The sequence below is a fragment of the Campylobacter sp. CN_NE2 genome (assembly GCF_027797465.1).
GTDB lineage: Bacteria > Campylobacterota > Campylobacteria > Campylobacterales > Campylobacteraceae > Campylobacter_B.
On record NZ_CP115608.1, the window covers coordinates 1,282,054 to 1,299,531 of the forward strand.

The following is a 17,478-nucleotide window of genomic DNA, read 5'->3' on the forward strand; positions in this document are numbered from 1 at the left end:
ATGCGAAGCAAAATTTCAAACACCATTAAGTTTTTAAGTGCCGATATGATTCAAAAGGCAAACTCAGGGCATCCGGGCACCCCAATGGGGCTAAGCGATGTGATGAGTGTCTTAATGAGTAAAATCAAGCACAATCCAAAAAATCCAAAGTGGCTAAACCGCGATAGAATCGTATTTTCAGGTGGTCATGCAAGTGCTTTGGTGTATAGCTATTTGTATTTAAGTGGATACGACCTTGATTTGGACGATTTAAAGAATTTTAGACAACTCCACTCAAAAACGCCCGGACACCCTGAAATTACCACCGACGGCGTTGAAATCGCAACAGGACCACTTGGTCAAGGCGTAGCAAATGCCGTTGGCTTTGCTATGGCGGCAAAATACGCTGCAAATTTGCTAAATGAAGAAAATAACGAAATAATCGATCATAAAATTTACTGCCTTTGCGGGGACGGCGATTTAGAAGAGGGCATTAGCTACGAAGCCTGTGCGTTAGCCGGTCGCCATAACTTAGACAATTTAGTCATAATTTATGATAGCAACAAAATCACAATCGACGGAAGCACAGACATCGCGTGGGACGAAGATGTTAAGGTGCGTTTTGAAGCGCAAGGTTTTGAAGTGGCGCGCATTGACGGACATAATTTTGATCAAATCGAATTCGTGCTAGATGAAACTAAAAATAAAGAAAAACCATACTTAATCATCGCAAATACGACTATCGGCAAAGGTGCGTTAGAGCTTGAAGGAAGCCATAAAACGCATGGTGCGCCGCTTGGCGAAGATTTGATAAAAAGAGCAAAGGCTGAGCTTAAATTTGACCCTGATAAAACATTTGTGGTTGATGAAGATGTGCTTTTTGAGACACGAAGTGCCGTTGAAAAGGGCGATTTAGAAGAAAAACTTTGGAACGAAAAGGTTGCAAAACTAAGCGATGAAAAGAAAAATTTACTAAATTCGCTTTTAAATCCTGATTTTAGCAAGGTAGCTTTCCCTGATTTTAGCGGTCAAAAGGTCGCCACAAGGGACAGCAACGGCAAAATTTTAAATGCAATCGCTGCGTCTGTGCCAAGTTTCCTAGGCGGAAGTGCCGATTTGGCTGCTTCAAATAAAACTGAGCTTAAAGATATGGGCGATTTTCCAAACGGAAAAAATTTGCACTTTGGAATTCGCGAACACGCAATGGCGGCGATAAATAACGCGATTGCTAGATATGGGCTTTTTGTGCCGTTTTCGGCGACATTTTTCATTTTTAGTGATTATCTAAAATGTGGAGCAAGGCTTGCTGCACTTATGAATTTACGCCATTATTTTATTTTTACACACGATAGTATCGGCGTTGGCGAAGACGGGCCAACACATGAACCTATCGAACAACTAGCAACTTTTAGGTCAATGCCGAATTTCTACACATTTCGCCCAGCGGATGGAAATGAAAATGTGGAGTGCTGGAAGGAAGCCCTAAATTTGGGAAGTCCTTGCGCGTTTGTTTGCTCTCGCCAAGGCTTAGAGTGCTTGCCGAAAGCAGTTTTTGGAAGCGTTAAAGGCGGCGCTTATCTCGTAAAAGAAAGAGAAAACGCTAAAATCACGCTTGTTGCAAGCGGTAGCGAAGTCTCGCTTTGTTTGAAGGCTGCCGATATTTTACAAAGCGAAGATATAGAAGCAAATGTCGTTAGCGCACCTTGTTTTGAGCTTTTGTGTAAGCAAGAAAAGAGCTATTTAGATAGAGTTTTTAACAAAAATACAAAAGTCTTAGCCGTCGAAGCAGCTAGTGGCTTGGAATGGTATAAATTTGCCGATGAAGTGCTTGGCATGAAGAGTTTTGGCGAGAGCGGAAACGCAAACGAGCTGTTTAAGCTCTTTGGTTTTAGCGATGTCAATGTCGCTAAAATAGCAAAAGAGCTTTTAAATTCATAAAAAATTTGGCGTAAATTTGCAAATTTAGCGAATTTACGCTTTTTAAATTTGCTAAATTTATTAAATTTTCACTAAATTTGGCAAATTTCAGATTAAATTTTATCAAATTTGATATTTTTTATTTCATAGACAGGTGTCCGAGTGGTTTAAGGAGCACGCCTGGAACGCGTGTAAAGTGAAAGCTTTCGAGGGTTCAAATCCCTTCCTGTCTGCCATATTTTTATCTTTTAATCACATCAAATTCGATGAAATATCCGGTTGGTTCTTTATTGTCATAGATTTCAGCACGATAACGCATAACGCTAGTGGTGCAAAAACTTAGCATAAAATTTGCCCTAAATTCGCCATTTTCGTCTTTTTGTAAAGGCGAAGCGATGTCGCCCATATACATATTTACGCCTTTAAAGACGATTTCAGGATTTTTGAAATTTGCGTTTAAATTTGAAATTTTTAAAATGTGTTTTTCCATTGCCAAAATCGGTTTTGGCGAGATTTCAAATTTAACTTTTGTGGCGTTAAATTCTTTTTCGCAAATTTGCGAATTTAAATCGCAAGGAAGCGGGGATAATTTTTCACTGCTACCAAATGCAGATCCGCCGTCATCACAACCAAAAAATAACGCACAAATTAGACAAAAAATGCAAATTTTCAATCTCATACCAACTCCAAATTTTTTTGGCGATTATAGCGAAAAAAATAAATTTATTTTTTAATTTTAATACAACTAATTAATTTAAATTTGCTAAAATAATAGAAATTTTTTCTGAAAGGATAAAAAATGGCTCACTTTTTAATCAAACCAGCCAAAGACGGCTGCAAGTTCGATTTTATCAGCACAAACGGACATACTGTTTGCACTTCTGAAGTCTATAAAAGTTTAGACGGCTGCAAAAACGGCATCGAAAGTGTAAAGAAAAATGCCGCTTTGAACAAAGTCGAAGACTTAACCGAAAAAGGCGAAGCCTTAACGCACCCTAAATTCCAAATTTACGAGGATAAAGCCGGTAAATTTAGATTTAGATTAACTGCGCGAAATGGTCAAATCATCGCTGTTAGCGAAGATTTCAAACAAAAAAGCGACTGCAAAAAAGTTGTAGAAATGATTGCAAAAGAAGTCGTAAAAGCGACTGTAAAAAAGGAGAAATAAATGGAAATAAATGATTTGTTAAAATTGGTTTCAGCTTTGCAACAAAGCCAAAAAAATGTCGATAAATTCGAAAAACAACCTGAAAATTTCGTTCAAAAATTTTTGGGTTCAAATATGAATCCTGATACGCTAAATGCGATTATAGCAGGAATCGGTGCAAATTTTTTAGGTCAAAAACAAGCAAACGCAGTCGATAAAGCTTCCGGCATTGATTTTAATTCACTTATAGCAAGACTTGCGGTTGCTAAATTTGATACTAACGGCGACGGAAAGCTAGATTTGGCTGATTTACCGGGACTTGCTAGTAACTTTTTGGGCGGAAATAAACAAAACGCTCAACAACAAAACTCAGGCGGATTAGATCTTGGAATGCTTGGCGCACTTCTAAAAGGTCTAAAATAACAAAATTTGTGCGGAATTTTTTCCGCACAAGCTCTAAATTATAAAAATTCTTATCTCGTTATATTTTATTTAATAAAAATTGATTGCAAATTTAAAAAAAGATATTATTATTCCGTTGTCCGACAAGATAAAAACCTCCTTTTTGTATTGACCCGAGCTCTTCCAACGGCTCGGGTTTTTTTATTTTTACCCTTAATTTTATTAAATTTGCTATAATCGTCTTTTTAAAACAAGGAAAAATTATGCTAACACATTTAGATGAAAATAATATGCCAAAAATGGTTGATGTGGGCGAAAAAGCCGAAACTAAGCGAGTCGCAACAGCTAGCGGGGTTATAAAAATGAGCCGCGAGGCATTTGAAGCGGTGCGAAATAATACCGCAAAAAAAGGTCCTGTTTTGCAAACGGCGGTGGTTGCAGCCATAATGGGAGCAAAAAAAACAAGCGAATTAATCCCGATGACGCACCCGCTTTTTATAAATTCGGTTAAAACAGACATTGAAGAGTTAAGCGAAATTTGTGCGTTTAGACTTTTTGTAACGGTTAAAATTTTTGGCAAAACAGGTGTTGAAATGGAAGCGCTAACAGGCGTTAGCGTGGGACTTTTAACGATTTACGATATGGTAAAAGCAATCGATAAATCAATGGAAATTTCTGAAATTAGACTAGAAAGCAAGAGCGGAGGCAAAAGTGGCGAGTATTTGCGATGTTAATGGTAAAAAACCAAAGATAGAGTATCCAAATTTTTGGCAATACAAAGTGATTTTAGAGACTATCAGGCACGAAAGAGCGCATATCGAAGAGCTTTTAAAGGGCGAAGAGTATAAAATTTCGTTTTCAAATTTTTCAAACGGCGGAAAATTTAGTAGTTTTAATGTCGCTGTGTTGGTTGATAGTGATGAAAAAAGAGTTGAGATTTTTGATAAATTAAGAGCAAATTTCAAATTTGTATTATAGGGGAGTGTGATGAGTAAATTTTTTGATAACCTAAAAGAAAAATTAGGTTCCGCTGAGCTTAGTCAAAGCATTGAAAATTTGGCGTTTGATGAGAGTTTAAGGGCATTTCGTGGGCTTGATAGAGAAGCGAAAAATAAAAAAGCAAGTTCGCTTTTTAGTAAATTTTGCGCAGATTTAAAAAAGCTTGAAATTTTGGACGAAAAAAGCGTAAAAGCTGTTCTTTTGGGGCTTAAAAAGGCGATTTGTGATGAAGAAGAGCAGTATTTATTTAAGCTGATTTACGAAGCCGACAAACTAAAAAAACAAATTTTTGCTCAACGAGCCGAGATGAAAAACGCCGTTTCGAGCGGCTTTGAAGCGATAGAAAATTCGGTTAAAGACGGCAAATTTGACAAAAAAGATGAAATTTTAGGTATCTTAAACGATGTTTTGATAAACGAACTTGATATGAAAGGCATTTTAAAAGAAAGCTCTGAACTTGCCTTTATTTCGGTTATCGAAAATGGTTTGGATATAAAAGAAACTGCGCACGAAGTGGCGAAAAATATCGTTTTTATGTCGATAAATGATGGCGAATTTAAAAAATCTCGCATTTTGCAGATTGCTAAAATCGTTGTTTCAAGGGCGATTTTAGTAGCAAATGAGAGTAAAATTTACGCTAGTGAGCTAATTTGCGGTGCCGTTAGTGGAGCAAACGACGGAATTTTAAAATCAATCGAAAAATTTAAAGACAATCTAAACTTTGCGCCCGATGAGGTGGTGGCGAATTTAGAAGATACAAGAAGTGAAATTCCGCACATTCAGAACGAATTTAGCGCACTTTTAAAAGAGTTTCATGCCAAAGCAGACGAACCTGCAAAAAGTGCGTTGCAAAAGGTTTTAGATGACGAATTTAGCGGATATGCGGGTAAATTTAAGAAAATTTCAACCGAGCTTTCAGATCAAATAAATGCAAAAATCGAAGAGCTTGATTTGGAAAGCAAATACAAAGAAATCGCAAAAATCGGCAATGAAAAATTTGAAGAGCTTAAAAAAGAATTCAATGAAAAAAGTTCTAAATTTATCGAAAATTTGGATTTAGATGAAAAATTTAATGACATTAAAAAAGAATTTTTGGATTTTGAGAAAAAATTGGGTGAAAAATTTAACGAATTTAAAAACTCAGACACGGCAAAAAACTTCAACGAAAAAGCCAAAGAATTTGGCGCAAGAGCCTTTGAAGCTGCGAAAAATTCGCTAAAAACTAAAAAAACAGGCGAAGATAAAAAAGACGAAAATAAATAATCTTTAATTACTAATTTGACGGCATTTTCAAATTTGCCGTCAAATTTAAAATGCGTATGCAAGTGATTTCGTAGATGATTTCAATTTAAATTAGATATACAAATGCCGATGATTTAGAAATTTGGTTAATTTTATAAAAGTATTCAAGACAGAGTGGGTATAGTAATTATTTAAATTTCTCTGTTTCAAGCGAAGCTACCTGAGTCGGTAGTGAGTGATGGAACAGAGAAATTTAAATAATTAATCTAGTCGATATGGGGAATTTCGGAAGCAATAAATTTGCTTCCGAATTAACTATTATAGATAGCCATAAACTCCGGCTAGAATATAACCTACAACGCATGAAGTAAATACGCCGATTAATCCTGGGAATATAAAGCTGTGGTTGATTACAAATTTTCCTATGTGGGTCGTGCCTGTGCGGTCAAATTGGATAGCCGCAAGGTCACTTGGGTATGTAGGAAGGATATAATAACCATAGCAAGCAGGTGCAAACGCAGCAATAACGCCCGGACTTACGCCGATACCTAGTGCAATCGGAACAAACGCAGCCAAAGCCGCAGCTTGTGAATTAACAAATTTTGAAATCAATAAAAGCATAACAGCATAGGTCCAAGGGTGAGCTTGAACTACGCCACCAAGCGCTTCTTTAAACATTTTTGTATGAACTGCAAACATAGTATCTGCCATCCATGAAATTCCAAAAACGGCAACCAAAGCAATCATACCTGAGCGGAAAATTTCGTTTCTGCTGATTTTGTTTGCATCTGTTTTTGTAAAGATGATAATAAGCGCACCGGCTAGTAGCATAAATAGTTGGATAACATCTGTCATGCTCATAGGAGATAATTTAGCAGGATCTTTTGCACTTGGCCATGCAGGGCGAAGTTCTTTAAAATAACCCAAAACAGCAACAACAACGATAATGCCTAAGAAAATCCACATAGCAACCCATTTTTGTTTTTCTAGTTTTACGCCAAGTAGCGAAGCGCCTTCGTTTTCGCCATAAACATAGTGTCTAAATTCAGGATCTTTCATCTTTTCTTGGAATTCTTCATCTTTTTCCAAGTCTTTGCCCCTAAACATACTAAATAGACCGATTGCTAAAACACCACAATATGTAGATGGGAAAGTGATTTTTAATAAATCCAAATATCCGTCAAAATTTGGTAATTTTGTCTCGGCTGCAAGTAAAAATGCAGTTAGCGACACAACGGCAACTGAAACCGGACTTGCGATAATGCCCATTTGCGCTGAAACAGAACCTGCTGCCATAGGACGCTCAGGGCGAATATTGTTTTTAATCGCAACATCGTAGATGATAGGCAAAACGGTATAAACAACATGTCCTGTTCCACAAAGAACGGTTAGGGTGCAGGTTACAAAACCGGCTAAAATGCTTACATATTTTGGATGCTTTCGCAAAACTCTTTCGGCTATTTGCAACATACAGTCCAAACCGCCGCTTGCTTGTAGTGTCGCACTTGCAACAACAACCGCAAGAATAACCAACATAACGGTAATCGCAGGTTTTCCTGGTTGGATATGGAATAAAAATACCATTACCAAAAGACCGATACCGCCTAGCAAACCAAGGGCTATACCGCCCTTTCTAGCGCCGTAAAACAAACAACCAAGCACTATCAACAATTGAAGTGCAAATTGTGTTCCTTGGCTCAATTCAGTTAAAAAACTCATTGTTGTTCCTTTCTATTGAACTTAATTTTTATTTTATAGCTTTGCTATTTAAAATTTAATTAAAATTTACAATAAACGATGAAAAATTTAAATTTATTTAATCATTTAAGACTTAAATTATCTCCTAAATTTGGACATATTTGCAAAAATATTATCAAAATATTGCTTATATAGATTAAGAAAAAATTTAATAATTTTGCAAAACATTACCAAATTTAAGATAAAATTAGCAAATTTGATTAAGTCTGATTGAAGTTGTTAAATGATAGAATTTTATGAAATTTTCACAAGGAGAATAGTATGAAAAAATTGGTTTTATTGGTTTCTATTTTTATAGGTGTTATTTTTTCAGGTTGTGCTAGCACCACGCAAGGTGGCGTTGTAGGCGCAAACAGAACTCAGCTTTTGGTGGTGAGTGAAGAAGCGATGAATCAAAGTGCTACTTTGGCGTATGCCGATACTTTGAAAAAAGCAAACGCTTCAAAAACGCTAAATACAGACAAAAAACAAACACAAAGAGTGAAAACAATTTCAAATAAACTTATAAATCAAGTCGGAGTTTTTAGACCTGATGCGTTAAAATGGAATTGGGAAGTAAATGTAATCAATGATAAAACGGTTAATGCCTGGTGTATGCCCGGAGGCAAAATCGCCGTTTATACGGGCATTATAAATTCGCTTAAACTAACCGATGCCGAGTTGGCAGCCGTTATCGGACATGAGATTGCTCATGCTTTAAGAGAACACAGCAGGGAACAGGCTTCACAAGATCAACTTAAAAATGTAGGAATTTTTGCAGTTAGCCAAGCAGCAGGACTTGGTGATCTAGGAACTGCCGCGGTTAATATGGCGGCTCACTACACCATATCTTTGCCGTTTTCAAGAAGCCACGAGAGCGAAGCCGATTTGATGGGACTTGAACTAATGGCAAGAGCAGGATACGATCCAAATGCAGCTGTAAATGTATGGAAAAAGATGAGCCTATTAAGCGAGGGTAGCACACCGCAATTTTTATCAACTCACCCGTCAAATGAAACACGAATTCAAGAGTTAAATAAGGCTATTCCAAAGGTTATGCCTTTGTATGAAGCGACAAAAAAATCAACAAAAACTGCTAAAAAGTAGTTAAATTTACGGCTTTAAATTTGTGTAAATTTGCATAAATTTAAAGCCTTTTTTGATTGCAAAATTTATAATATTTCATTAAATTTCACTTAAATTTAGCAAATTTTAATGCAAATTTCCATATTCAAATTTGGCTCAAAAACTCGGTGCTGTCGCAATCAACGCAAATTTAAATTTTTTTATTTACAAAATTTTTGATATAATTTGCTTTTATTTTTTAAATTTAAGGATTAAATTTTGGACACGGATCATTCGGTCTTTATGCTTTTACTCGCTTTTGTTTTAATTTTTTTAAATGCTTTTTTTGTTTTATCTGAATTTGCTCTTGTTAAAGTTCGTCGCTCAAAACTCGAAGAAATGGTTAAAGATAAGGTAAGTAATGCAAAACTTGCGCTAAAAATGACAAATTCAATCGATACATATTTAAGCGCTTGTCAAATCGGCATTACTCTTGCTTCGCTAGCACTTGGTTGGATAGGCGAACCTGCTGTCGCAAGACTTTTAAAAGAACCGCTTAGTGCTTATGGTTTTAGCACTACTGCTGTGCATACTATTAGCGTTGTTATCGCTTTTAGCGTTATTACGATTTTGCATATTGTCTTAGGCGAACAGGCTCCAAAGCTAATCGCTATCGCAAAATCCGAAAAAATCGTGCTTTGGATTGCTAGACCGCTGTATTATTTTTGGGTTTTGTGCCTGCCTGCGATTAAGGCGTTTGATTTTATCGCTTCAAGCGTGGTTAGACTTTTTGGAATTCGTGCCGTCAAAGATAGCGAAGTAGCGCACTCCGAAGAAGAGATAAAAATCATAGCAAGCGAAAGCCTTAAAGGCGGAGTTTTGGATTCCTTAGAGACTGAAATCATCAAAAATGCCGTTGAATTCGGCGATACGGTGGCAAAAGAGATAATGACGCCTAGGAAAGATTTGATTTGTCTAAATAAGCAAAAAAGCTATGAAGAAAATTATAAAATTATGATAGATAGCAAATTTACTCGCTTTCCTTATATCGACGGAAGCAAGGATAATGTGCTAGGGCTTATCCATATCAGGGATATTTTGCAACATAGTGGCGAGAAAAATTTTGATAAAATCGTGCGAAAAATAATAATAGTTCCCGAAAATAGCCCGATTTCAAAAATTTTGCCGATGATGAATAAAGAGCGAATTTCAGCCGCCCTTGTCATCGATGAATACGGCGGTACGGCAGGGCTTCTTACTATGGAAGACATTATCGAAGAGATTTTTGGCGAGATAAACGACGAGCACGATGATAAAAATTTGGCTTATAAAAAACTTGATGATAAATCTTACGAATTCAAAGGTCGCTTTGAGATCGAAAGTGTTGAAGAGCTAATGGAAATAGCCTTTGATGATGAAACCGAACAACTAACCATAGGCGGTTATGTCTTTAACCTACTTGGTCGTTTGCCGGTTGTCGGTGATGTCATCGAAGATGAAAACTGCATTTATGAAGTGCTTAAAATGGACGGCACGACAATCGGTTCGGTAAAAGTCAGCCTAAAAGATGAAAATAAGACACAAAACGACTAAATTTAAAGTTTTTTTATCGTAATTTTTTAAAATTTGCAAATTTTATTTCGACTTGTTAAATTTTGTAGAATTGGGCAATGAATTTGGAGAATCGTTCTACTGATTTTTTCATCTTTTTTATATAATTTCTTTGTTTAGAATCAAATTTAAAACAAGGAAAAACGATGAAGAAAATTTTGATTTTTTTTGTGATGATTTTTTTTGGGTGTGCGGGAAATGCCGCCGACACGAAGGTTTCGCAAAGCTTTAATATGAGCGATAAAAAGATTTTGATCGCGTATTTTTCTAGGGCTGATGAGAATTATCAGGTAGGCTATATAGAAAAAGGCAACACAGAGATTTTAGCTGAATTTTTGGCTGAATTTAGTGGCGGAAAACTATTTAAAATCGAAACTTTAAAGCCTTACGCAAAAGGCTATCAAGAAGCCATTGATTACGCAAAAAGCGAACAAAAACGAAGTGCTCGTCCTGAGATTAAGCCATTTGGTGATGATATTGCTAATTATGACGCCATATTTTTGGGCTTTCCGACTTGGTGGGGCGATTTGCCGATGGGTGTTTTTACATTTTTAGAAAGCGTGAATTTGCAAGGCAAACCGATTTTTGTCTTCAACACACACGAAGGAAGCGGCTTAGATAGGACGGTAAATTCGGTCGAGAAAACGACAAAAAACAAAGTTTTGGGATATTTTAGCATTAGGGGTGCTGTCGCACAAAACGAACGCGAAAAGGCGAAAAAAGAGCTAAAAGCGTGGTTTGATAAGATTAATAACTAAATTTTGCAAATTTATGATGAAAAAATACGCTAGATTTTTTTATTTGACGGCGATTTTGTGCCTTATTTTGAGCATGAATTACAAAAAAATCGGCGAATTTGTGCATGAAATTTTGGGCTTAATCATTGTGATTTTTGCTCTAACTCACGCATTTTTTAGACGAAAAAATCTTGCTAAATTTAATAGAAAATTTTTTAGAAGCATTTTAAATTTGACGCTTTTATTTACGCTGTGTGCGACTTTTGTGAGTGCTGTTTTTCTCTCTGAATATATTTTTGCGTTTGCCGATTTTGGATTTGGCTCAGACAGCGCAAAAAATATCCACATGTTTGCTACGCATTTGTTATTTTTACTCGCAAGTATCCATATCGGCTTAAATTTAAAAATTTTAGCAAATTTAAAGAGCATAAAATTTAATAAATTCGTCAAATTTGCTCTATTTTTGGCGCTTTTATCTTTTGGAATTTACTCATTTGTTGATTTGCATTTTTATGAATATCTGTTTTTTAAAGTAGGCTTTGGGCTTGAAAATAAAAATTCGCTAATACTAAGCATTTGCGAATATTTGGCGATTTTTGGTGCGATTATTTTTGCGGTGAGAGTTTTTAGTTTTAAAAGATAAACCAAAGCGAATTTCGCTTTGGTTTTTTAAATTTAGATTTTTTTGTATGGTGCTTGACCTGTTTCGTAGAAATTATTTCCGTCGCAGTCAATCGCCACAATCGCAGGGAAATCTTCTACCACTAGTCTTGCGACGGCTTCTGGACCAAGTTCCGGGTAGGCTAGGACCTCATAAGATTTTATGCTTTGGCTGATGAGTGAGCCAGCACCACCTATGGCTACCATATAAACGCAGCCTGATTTTTTCATCGCTTCAACGACGGCTTCGCTTCTATAACCTTTGCCGATCATGCCGTTAATGCCGACTTCGTTTATCATTGTAGGGGTGTATTTGTCCATTCTGCCGCTTGTCGTAGGACCTGCTGCGCCGATTACATTTCCCGGTTTAGCAGGGCTTGGCCCAAGATAATAAATCGTCTCTCCTGCTAAATTTACAGGTAGTTTCTCTCCACGAGCCAAAGTTTCGGTCAAAACTTTGTGGGCGGCATCGCGGGCTGCTATGATTGTGCCTGAGATTAGCACATTATCTCCGGCTTTTAGGCTTTTTGCGACTTCTTTATTAAACGGTGCGGTTATTCTTTTTACTTCTGACATGATTATCTCCTTAAATTTCGGCACTAGCGTGTCTTGCTGCGTGGCAGTTGATGTTTATCGCCACAGGAAGCCCTGCTATGTGGGTTGGATACCACTCGACATTTACTTTAACGGCAGTATTTATGCCGCCTAGCCCTTGCGGTCCTACGCCTGTGGCACGAGCCATTTCTAGTAGTTCATCTTCAAGTTTTGCGTATCTTTCATCAGGATTTCTACTATCGACTGATCTAACGGCAGCTTTTTTTGCTAAAAGTGCGACTTTATCCATTGTTCCGCCGATTCCAACGCCCACAACCATAGGAGGACAGGCGTTTGGTCCTGCGTATTTGACGGCTTCAAGGAATACCTTTTTTACGCCTTCAACGCCGTCAGCCGGAACTAGCATTTTTAAAATCGATTTATTTTCACTACCAAAGCCTTTTGGAGCGACTGTGATTTTGATTTTTTCCCCAGGCACAATGCGTAAATTTATAACCGCAGGAGTGTTGTTTGTGGTATTTTTTCGCTCAAACAAAGGCTCAGCCACGACTGATTTTCTAAGATAGTTATCGACATAGCCGTTTTTTACACCTTCATTGATAGCATCTTCGATATATCCGCCTTCGATATGCACATCTTGTCCGACTTCTACAAAAACTACCGCCATGCCCGTATCTTGGCAAATCGGCGTTACGCCTTTTGCGGCAATGTCGGCATTTTGTAAAAGCTTTCCGATAATATCTTTTCCGATAGGCGAAACTTCGCTCTCACGCGCCTTTTCAAACGCCTTTCTCATATCAGGCGTAACGACATAACAAGCTTTTTTACAAAGCTCAGCGACTGTTTTAGAGATTTCTTCTGCTTGAATTGTTCTCATACTCATCTCCTAAAAAATTTTTTAACATTTGTATTATAACTTTTAACAATTTAGCACACACTTAAAAGTTTAAATTTGAGAATTTTTTAAATTTGCATTTAAATTTAAATAAATTTATGCTACCATTTTGCTTATTTAAATTTAAAGGACAAAAATGATTTTGGTAAATACAGAAACCGTGCCGGGAAAGGAAATTCAAAGCGTTTTTGGCGTGGTTTCAGGAAGCACGATTAGAGCTAAACATATCGGACGAGATATGATGGCAGGGCTAAAAAATGTTTTTGGTGGCGAACTAAAAGGCTACACCGAGCTTTTAGAAGATTCGCGTAAAGAAGCCACAAATCGTATGATAGCCCAAGCGCAAAGACTTGGCGCAAACGCAATCGTAAATGTTCGCTATGCTACTTCGTCGATTGCAGCGGGTGCGGCTGAAATTTATGTTTATGGCACGGCAGTGGTCGTAAGGTAGTTTTATGAGCGATATTATCATATTTTTAGTGCTTTTGGCTTTGGGGTATTTTTTCGGAAGTGCCGCAGAAGCTAATCACTACAAATCGATTAAAAAACGCGAGCTTAAATTTTTACGAATTCCGACAACAAATAAAAAATTTCCTATGCGAAGCGATGAGGTTGTAAATTCAGCGCTCGTGCAAGGAAGCGTTGTTGTTTCGGTGGATTATTTTAAGCGAATTTACGCAAGTGTTATAAATATTTTTGGCGGCAAGGTCGTGCCGTATGAAAGTCTGCTTGATCGTGCTAGAAGAGAGGCGGTTTTGCGTTTAAAAGAATCGGCTCCGACGGCTGATGAATTTATGAATTTACGCATCGAAACAGCGTCGATAACAAAAAATACAAAAAGTGTCGGCTCGATCGAAGTTTTTGCTTATGCTACGGCGATTTATTATAAAAAATGAACTACGAACCACGATATACCGAAAGCGATGAAAATATAAGCAAAGAAAATCATATAAAAAATTTTCTTGCACTTACGCTAGGGGCGGTTGCCGGGATTATTGTTTTGGTTTTTGTTTTGCAAATTTTAGTAAATTTCGTGGTTAAATTTATCCCAGAAGAGACTGAACACAGAATTTTCTCATCAAAAATTCCAGCTGAAAAACTCACTCAAAAAGATAAAAATTTGCAAATTTTAGTCGATAAAATCAAACCTTGCGCTGACATAAAATACGATTTGCAAATTCATATAGAAGATAATAAAATCCCAAATGCCTACGCTAAAATCGGTGGCGATGTCGTCGTAACTAGCGAACTTTTTTCGCATATAAAAAGCGAAAACGGGCTAGTTTTTATTCTAGCGCACGAACTTTCACATTTTAAAAACCGCGACCATTTGCGTGGAACTGCTATAAATTTGGTATTTGGTGTGATTTCTGCTAGTCTTGGCGAAAGCAATGCTCTGCTAAATTTAATCCAAAATTTAGGATTTAGTAAATATTCACAAGACCAAGAAAGTGCAGCCGATAAAAGTGCGCTTGAAGTGCTAAATTGCTACTACGGGCATGTCGGTGGGGCGGACGAATTTTTTGTAAGTATGGCAAAAGACGGCGATGAAAATATGATTTCAAATCTTTTTAGCTCCCACCCGAAGCTTCAAAAACGCATAGAGATGATACGAAATTCTAAATTTAGCTTCGGAGAAACGAAAAAATTAAATTTGAACTAATAAATTCTATTAAAAGAGCAACTATCCGCAAATTTTATCTATTGATGATAAGAAATTTTGCATATTTTGCGGGGTTAGAACTCCGCTATGTTTGGTAATACCGTTTTTATCTAAAAGTAGCAAACTAGGTATGGCATTTACTCCGCCGTTTGCTCTTTCTAACGCTCTTGCACCACTTTGCGTGATTTCATAATTAATGTTTAGCGTTTTTTTGTATTTTTGGATAACACTTCGTTCTTTGTCTTCTAATAAAGCACCGACAATGCGTAAATTTGAACATTTTTTCTGTAAGCTTAAATAAAAAGGAACGCTTTTCTTACACGACGGACACCAAGTCGCAAAAAACACAAATAGCGTAGGCTGGTTGTTATTTTGCATAGTAAAGCCGTCTTTGCTTTTTTGCAAAGAAATTTGTTTCCCGCTATCTAAATTTAGCACTACATTGTCGCCCAAGGTGTCGTTTTGGGAGATAGAATTTATATAGTGAGCCGAATTTCCTTTACCGTTTGATTTATTTGTATTAGATTTATAAACTGCGACTGCAAAAACCACAGCAAAAATGATTAAAATTTTTGTTATATTCATATTTTTCTCCAAATTTTTTGCATTATTTTAGCATTTTTTATAAATTTTGTAAAAATTTTAAAAATTTAGCCATTTATTAAGCTGTCTTTAAGCAACCCTCATATATAATCACATTTCCTTTTCACGGAAACAACCTTCTCGGACTAAATCCTAGATTTTGTTTTTGTTAAAAAGCGTTTTTTAAATTAGTATTGTTAAACTATCTTTTAGTCAATCTTTGAAATCTAAACAAGTGATCGATTGAGCCAAAGGCAATTTTTATAATTGTCAAATTTAAAAGTTACAAACAATTAAGTTTTTAGATTAAAAACTTCATAAATTGAAGTTAAAAGATAAAAAGTTTCTTTTTATCTTTGATACATTTTTTATGGAGAGTTTGATCCTGGCTCAGAGTGAACGCTGGCGGCGTGCCTAATACATGCAAGTCGAACGGACAAGTAAGAGCTTGCTCTTATGAGTTAGTGGCGCACGGGTGAGTAATGTATAGTTAATCTGCCCTACACTGGAGGACAACAGTTAGAAATGACTGCTAATACTCCATACTCCTTCTTAACACAAGTTAAGTCGGGAAAGTTTTTCGGTGTAGGATGAGACTATATTGTATCAGCTAGTTGGTAAGGTAATGGCTTACCAAGGCTATGACGCATAACTGGTCTGAGAGGATGATCAGTCACACTGGAACTGAGACACGGTCCAGACTCCTACGGGAGGCAGCAGTAGGGAATATTGCTCAATGGGGGAAACCCTGAAGCAGCAACGCCGCGTGGAGGATGACACTTTTCGGAGCGTAAACTCCTTTTGTTAGGGAAGAACACTGACGGTACCTAACGAATAAGCACCGGCTAACTCCGTGCCAGCAGCCGCGGTAATACGGAGGGTGCAAGCGTTACTCGGAATCACTGGGCGTAAAGGACGCGTAGGCGGATTATCAAGTCTCTTGTGAAATCTAACGGCTTAACCGTTAAACTGCTTGGGAAACTGGTAATCTAGAGTAAGGGAGAGGTAGATGGAATTCTTGGTGTAGGGGTAAAATCCGTAGAGATCAAGAAGAATACCCATTGCGAAGGCGATCTACTGGAACTTAACTGACGCTAATGCGTGAAAGCGTGGGGAGCAAACAGGATTAGATACCCTGGTAGTCCACGCCCTAAACGATGTATACTGGTTGTTGCTATGCTAGTCATGGCAGTAATCCACCTAACGGATTAAGTATACCGCCTGGGGAGTACGGTCGCAAGATTAAAACTCAAAGGAATAGACGGGGACCCGCACAAGCGGTGGAGCATGTGGTTTAATTCGAAGATACGCGAAGAACCTTACCTAGGCTTGATATCCAACAAATCTCTTAGAGATAAGAGAGTGCTAGCTTGCTAGAATGTTGAGACAGGTGCTGCACGGCTGTCGTCAGCTCGTGTCGTGAGATGTTGGGTTAAGTCCCGCAACGAGCGCAACCCACGTATTTAGTTGCTAACGGTTCGGCCGAGCACTCTAAATAGACTGCCTTCGTAAGGAGGAGGAAGGTGTGGACGACGTCAAGTCATCATGGCCCTTATGCCTAGGGCGACACACGTGCTACAATGGCATATACAATGAGACGCAATATCGCGAGATGGAGCAAATCTATAAAATATGTCCCAGTTCGGATTGTTCTCTGCAACTCGAGAGCATGAAGCCGGAATCGCTAGTAATCGTAGATCAGCCATGCTACGGTGAATACGTTCCCGGGTCTTGTACTCACCGCCCGTCACACCATGGGAGTTGATTTCACTCGAAGCCGGAATGCTAAACTAGCTACCGTCCACAGTGGAATCAGCGACTGGGGTGAAGTCGTAACAAGGTAACCGTAGGAGAACCTGCGGTTGGATCACCTCCTTTCTAGAGTACAAATGAATATTCTCTCACAAGATATTCATCATAAACTCAATCGTCCTTGTTTAGGTTTGAGGGATTGACACTAAATTTGAAATGGGGAATTAGCTCAGCTGGGAGAGCGCCTGCTTTGCACGCAGGAGGTCAGCGGTTCGATCCCGCTATTCTCCACCATTTAATCTCAAATTTAAAATCAAAAGATAGTTTTAAAGACTTAAATAGGAAGTTGCGAATTTAAACTTTCTATTTAAGTCTTTTATGGCTTAATGTTCTTTAATTTACCATTGTTAAAAGTCACAATCAAGTTTTAATAAAAACGATTTTACAGGATCTTGTTAAAGCTTTAATTATATTTGATGAAAGCCAAGCTTTTAAATTTATTTGTTATCCAAATTTAAACGCTAAGATTAATAAC

Annotated in this window: 18 protein-coding genes, 2 tRNA genes and 1 rRNA gene; 16 read left to right on the forward strand and 5 right to left on the reverse strand. The window is 37.4% G+C overall.

The annotated features are described in order from the left end of the window. Together tkt and PF028_RS06440 are read left to right on the forward strand one after the other, a co-directional pair. A complete protein-coding gene (gene tkt, locus PF028_RS06435) occupies nt 1-1,917 on the forward strand; it encodes a transketolase (RefSeq protein ID WP_270861478.1) in 1,917 nt (638 codons plus the stop codon). Between the two features lie 127 nt (nt 1,918-2,044). Continuing rightward, nucleotides 2,045-2,132, forward strand: a tRNA-Ser gene (locus PF028_RS06440). A 5-nt stretch (nt 2,133-2,137) separates the two neighbouring features. On the opposite strand, the gene PF028_RS06445 is transcribed toward PF028_RS06440, so the two are convergent. Continuing rightward, nucleotides 2,138-2,575, reverse strand: coding sequence for a hypothetical protein (locus PF028_RS06445; protein ID WP_270861479.1), 438 nt, complete (start codon nt 2,573-2,575; stop codon nt 2,138-2,140). 120 nt (nt 2,576-2,695) lie between these two features. Between PF028_RS06445 and PF028_RS06450 the strand changes: the two genes are divergently transcribed. The 5 genes from PF028_RS06450 to PF028_RS06470 all read left to right on the forward strand — a co-directional run bounded on the left by PF028_RS06450 (nt 2,696) and on the right by PF028_RS06470 (nt 5,707). Further along, a complete protein-coding gene (locus PF028_RS06450) occupies nt 2,696-3,064 on the forward strand; it encodes a YegP family protein (protein WP_270861480.1) in 369 nt (122 codons plus the stop codon). Further along, the gene (locus PF028_RS06455) at nt 3,065-3,466 is read left to right on the forward strand and encodes a hypothetical protein (protein ID WP_270861481.1); all 402 of its coding nucleotides are present in this window, start codon (nt 3,065-3,067) and stop codon (nt 3,464-3,466) included. Between the two features lie 239 nt (nt 3,467-3,705). Then, nucleotides 3,706-4,179, forward strand: coding sequence for a cyclic pyranopterin monophosphate synthase MoaC (moaC, locus tag PF028_RS06460; RefSeq protein WP_270861494.1), 474 nt, complete (start codon nt 3,706-3,708; stop codon nt 4,177-4,179). Beyond that, complete coding sequence (locus PF028_RS06465) at nt 4,157-4,423, forward strand: HP0495 family protein (protein ID WP_270861482.1); 267 nt, start codon at nt 4,157-4,159, stop codon at nt 4,421-4,423. The genes moaC and PF028_RS06465 overlap by 23 nt, the downstream gene beginning before the upstream one ends. A 9-nt stretch (nt 4,424-4,432) precedes the next feature. Further along, nucleotides 4,433-5,707 (forward strand): hypothetical protein, encoded by a 1,275-nt coding sequence (locus PF028_RS06470; RefSeq protein ID WP_270861483.1) that lies wholly within the window; start codon nt 4,433-4,435, stop codon nt 5,705-5,707. A 297-nt stretch (nt 5,708-6,004) separates the two neighbouring features. Here PF028_RS06470 and PF028_RS06475 read toward each other — a convergent pair whose 3' ends face one another. Next, on the reverse strand, nt 6,005-7,405 hold the full coding sequence (locus tag PF028_RS06475) for an anaerobic C4-dicarboxylate transporter (RefSeq protein ID WP_270861484.1): 1,401 nt from the start codon (nt 7,403-7,405) through the stop codon (nt 6,005-6,007). A gap of 300 nt (nt 7,406-7,705) precedes the next feature. On the opposite strand from PF028_RS06475, the gene PF028_RS06480 reads away from it, so the two are divergent. The 4 genes from PF028_RS06480 to PF028_RS06495 all read left to right on the forward strand — a co-directional run bounded on the left by PF028_RS06480 (nt 7,706) and on the right by PF028_RS06495 (nt 11,479). Continuing rightward, complete coding sequence (locus PF028_RS06480) at nt 7,706-8,530, forward strand: M48 family metallopeptidase (RefSeq protein ID WP_270861485.1); 825 nt, start codon at nt 7,706-7,708, stop codon at nt 8,528-8,530. A 261-nt stretch (nt 8,531-8,791) separates the two neighbouring features. Further along, nucleotides 8,792-10,081 (forward strand): hemolysin family protein, encoded by a 1,290-nt coding sequence (locus tag PF028_RS06485; protein ID WP_270861495.1) that lies wholly within the window; start codon nt 8,792-8,794, stop codon nt 10,079-10,081. 164 nt (nt 10,082-10,245) lie between these two features. Continuing rightward, entirely contained in the window at nt 10,246-10,857 is a 612-nt protein-coding gene (locus PF028_RS06490) for a flavodoxin (RefSeq protein ID WP_270861486.1), read from the forward strand. Further along, the gene (locus tag PF028_RS06495; protein ID WP_270861487.1) at nt 10,838-11,479 is read left to right on the forward strand and encodes a DUF4405 domain-containing protein; all 642 of its coding nucleotides are present in this window, start codon (nt 10,838-10,840) and stop codon (nt 11,477-11,479) included. The genes PF028_RS06490 and PF028_RS06495 overlap by 20 nt, the downstream gene beginning before the upstream one ends. Before the next feature lie 32 nt (nt 11,480-11,511). Here PF028_RS06495 and PF028_RS06500 read toward each other — a convergent pair whose 3' ends face one another. Together PF028_RS06500 and PF028_RS06505 are read right to left on the reverse strand one after the other, a co-directional pair. Further along, a complete protein-coding gene (locus tag PF028_RS06500; RefSeq protein WP_270861488.1) occupies nt 11,512-12,072 on the reverse strand; it encodes a Fe-S-containing hydro-lyase in 561 nt (186 codons plus the stop codon). A 10-nt stretch (nt 12,073-12,082) separates the two neighbouring features. After that, nucleotides 12,083-12,928: a fumarate hydratase gene (locus PF028_RS06505; RefSeq protein WP_270861489.1), complete on the reverse strand. Its 846-nt coding sequence runs from the start codon at nt 12,926-12,928 to the stop codon at nt 12,083-12,085. Nucleotides 12,929-13,082: 154 nt separating this feature from the next. Between PF028_RS06505 and PF028_RS06510 the strand changes: the two genes are divergently transcribed. The 3 genes from PF028_RS06510 to PF028_RS06520 are packed head-to-tail and all read left to right on the forward strand — an operon-like array spanning nt 13,083 to nt 14,609. Beyond that, nucleotides 13,083-13,397, forward strand: coding sequence for a YbjQ family protein (locus PF028_RS06510; RefSeq protein WP_270861490.1), 315 nt, complete (start codon nt 13,083-13,085; stop codon nt 13,395-13,397). 4 nt (nt 13,398-13,401) lie between these two features. Continuing rightward, nucleotides 13,402-13,842, forward strand: a complete 441-nt coding sequence (locus PF028_RS06515; protein WP_270861491.1) for a YbjQ family protein — start codon at nt 13,402-13,404, stop codon at nt 13,840-13,842. Continuing rightward, entirely contained in the window at nt 13,839-14,609 is a 771-nt protein-coding gene (locus PF028_RS06520) for a M48 family metallopeptidase (protein ID WP_270861492.1), read from the forward strand. The genes PF028_RS06515 and PF028_RS06520 overlap by 4 nt, the downstream gene beginning before the upstream one ends. A 21-nt stretch (nt 14,610-14,630) precedes the next feature. On the opposite strand, the gene PF028_RS06525 is transcribed toward PF028_RS06520, so the two are convergent. After that, the gene (locus tag PF028_RS06525; RefSeq protein WP_270861493.1) at nt 14,631-15,194 is read right to left on the reverse strand and encodes a TlpA family protein disulfide reductase; all 564 of its coding nucleotides are present in this window, start codon (nt 15,192-15,194) and stop codon (nt 14,631-14,633) included. Between the two features lie 364 nt (nt 15,195-15,558). Here PF028_RS06525 and PF028_RS06530 point away from each other — a divergent pair. Further along, nucleotides 15,559-17,069, forward strand: a 16S ribosomal RNA gene (locus PF028_RS06530). A 92-nt stretch (nt 17,070-17,161) separates the two neighbouring features. After that, a tRNA-Ala gene (locus PF028_RS06535) sits at nt 17,162-17,237 on the forward strand. The last annotated feature ends 241 nt before the right edge of the window (nt 17,238-17,478 follow it).

Excerpts from the sequence above, each read along its gene's own strand:
- tkt (WP_270861478.1), top strand. The coding sequence starts at position 1 with ATGCGAAGCAAAATTTCAAACACCATTAAGTTTTTAAGTGCCGATATG.
- PF028_RS06445 (WP_270861479.1), bottom strand. The coding sequence starts at position 2,575 with ATGAGATTGAAAATTTGCATTTTTTGTCTAATTTGTGCGTTATTTTTT.
- PF028_RS06450 (WP_270861480.1), top strand. The coding sequence starts at position 2,696 with ATGGCTCACTTTTTAATCAAACCAGCCAAAGACGGCTGCAAGTTCGAT.
- PF028_RS06455 (WP_270861481.1), top strand. The coding sequence starts at position 3,065 with ATGGAAATAAATGATTTGTTAAAATTGGTTTCAGCTTTGCAACAAAGC.
- PF028_RS06470 (WP_270861483.1), top strand. The coding sequence starts at position 4,433 with ATGAGTAAATTTTTTGATAACCTAAAAGAAAAATTAGGTTCCGCTGAG.
- PF028_RS06475 (WP_270861484.1), bottom strand. The coding sequence starts at position 7,405 with ATGAGTTTTTTAACTGAATTGAGCCAAGGAACACAATTTGCACTTCAA.
- PF028_RS06480 (WP_270861485.1), top strand. The coding sequence starts at position 7,706 with ATGAAAAAATTGGTTTTATTGGTTTCTATTTTTATAGGTGTTATTTTT.
- PF028_RS06485 (WP_270861495.1), top strand. The coding sequence starts at position 8,792 with ATGCTTTTACTCGCTTTTGTTTTAATTTTTTTAAATGCTTTTTTTGTT.
- PF028_RS06490 (WP_270861486.1), top strand. The coding sequence starts at position 10,246 with ATGAAGAAAATTTTGATTTTTTTTGTGATGATTTTTTTTGGGTGTGCG.
- PF028_RS06500 (WP_270861488.1), bottom strand. The coding sequence starts at position 12,072 with ATGTCAGAAGTAAAAAGAATAACCGCACCGTTTAATAAAGAAGTCGCA.
- PF028_RS06505 (WP_270861489.1), bottom strand. The coding sequence starts at position 12,928 with ATGAGAACAATTCAAGCAGAAGAAATCTCTAAAACAGTCGCTGAGCTT.
- PF028_RS06510 (WP_270861490.1), top strand. The coding sequence starts at position 13,083 with ATGATTTTGGTAAATACAGAAACCGTGCCGGGAAAGGAAATTCAAAGC.
- PF028_RS06515 (WP_270861491.1), top strand. The coding sequence starts at position 13,402 with ATGAGCGATATTATCATATTTTTAGTGCTTTTGGCTTTGGGGTATTTT.
- PF028_RS06520 (WP_270861492.1), top strand. The coding sequence starts at position 13,839 with ATGAACTACGAACCACGATATACCGAAAGCGATGAAAATATAAGCAAA.
- PF028_RS06525 (WP_270861493.1), bottom strand. The coding sequence starts at position 15,194 with ATGAATATAACAAAAATTTTAATCATTTTTGCTGTGGTTTTTGCAGTC.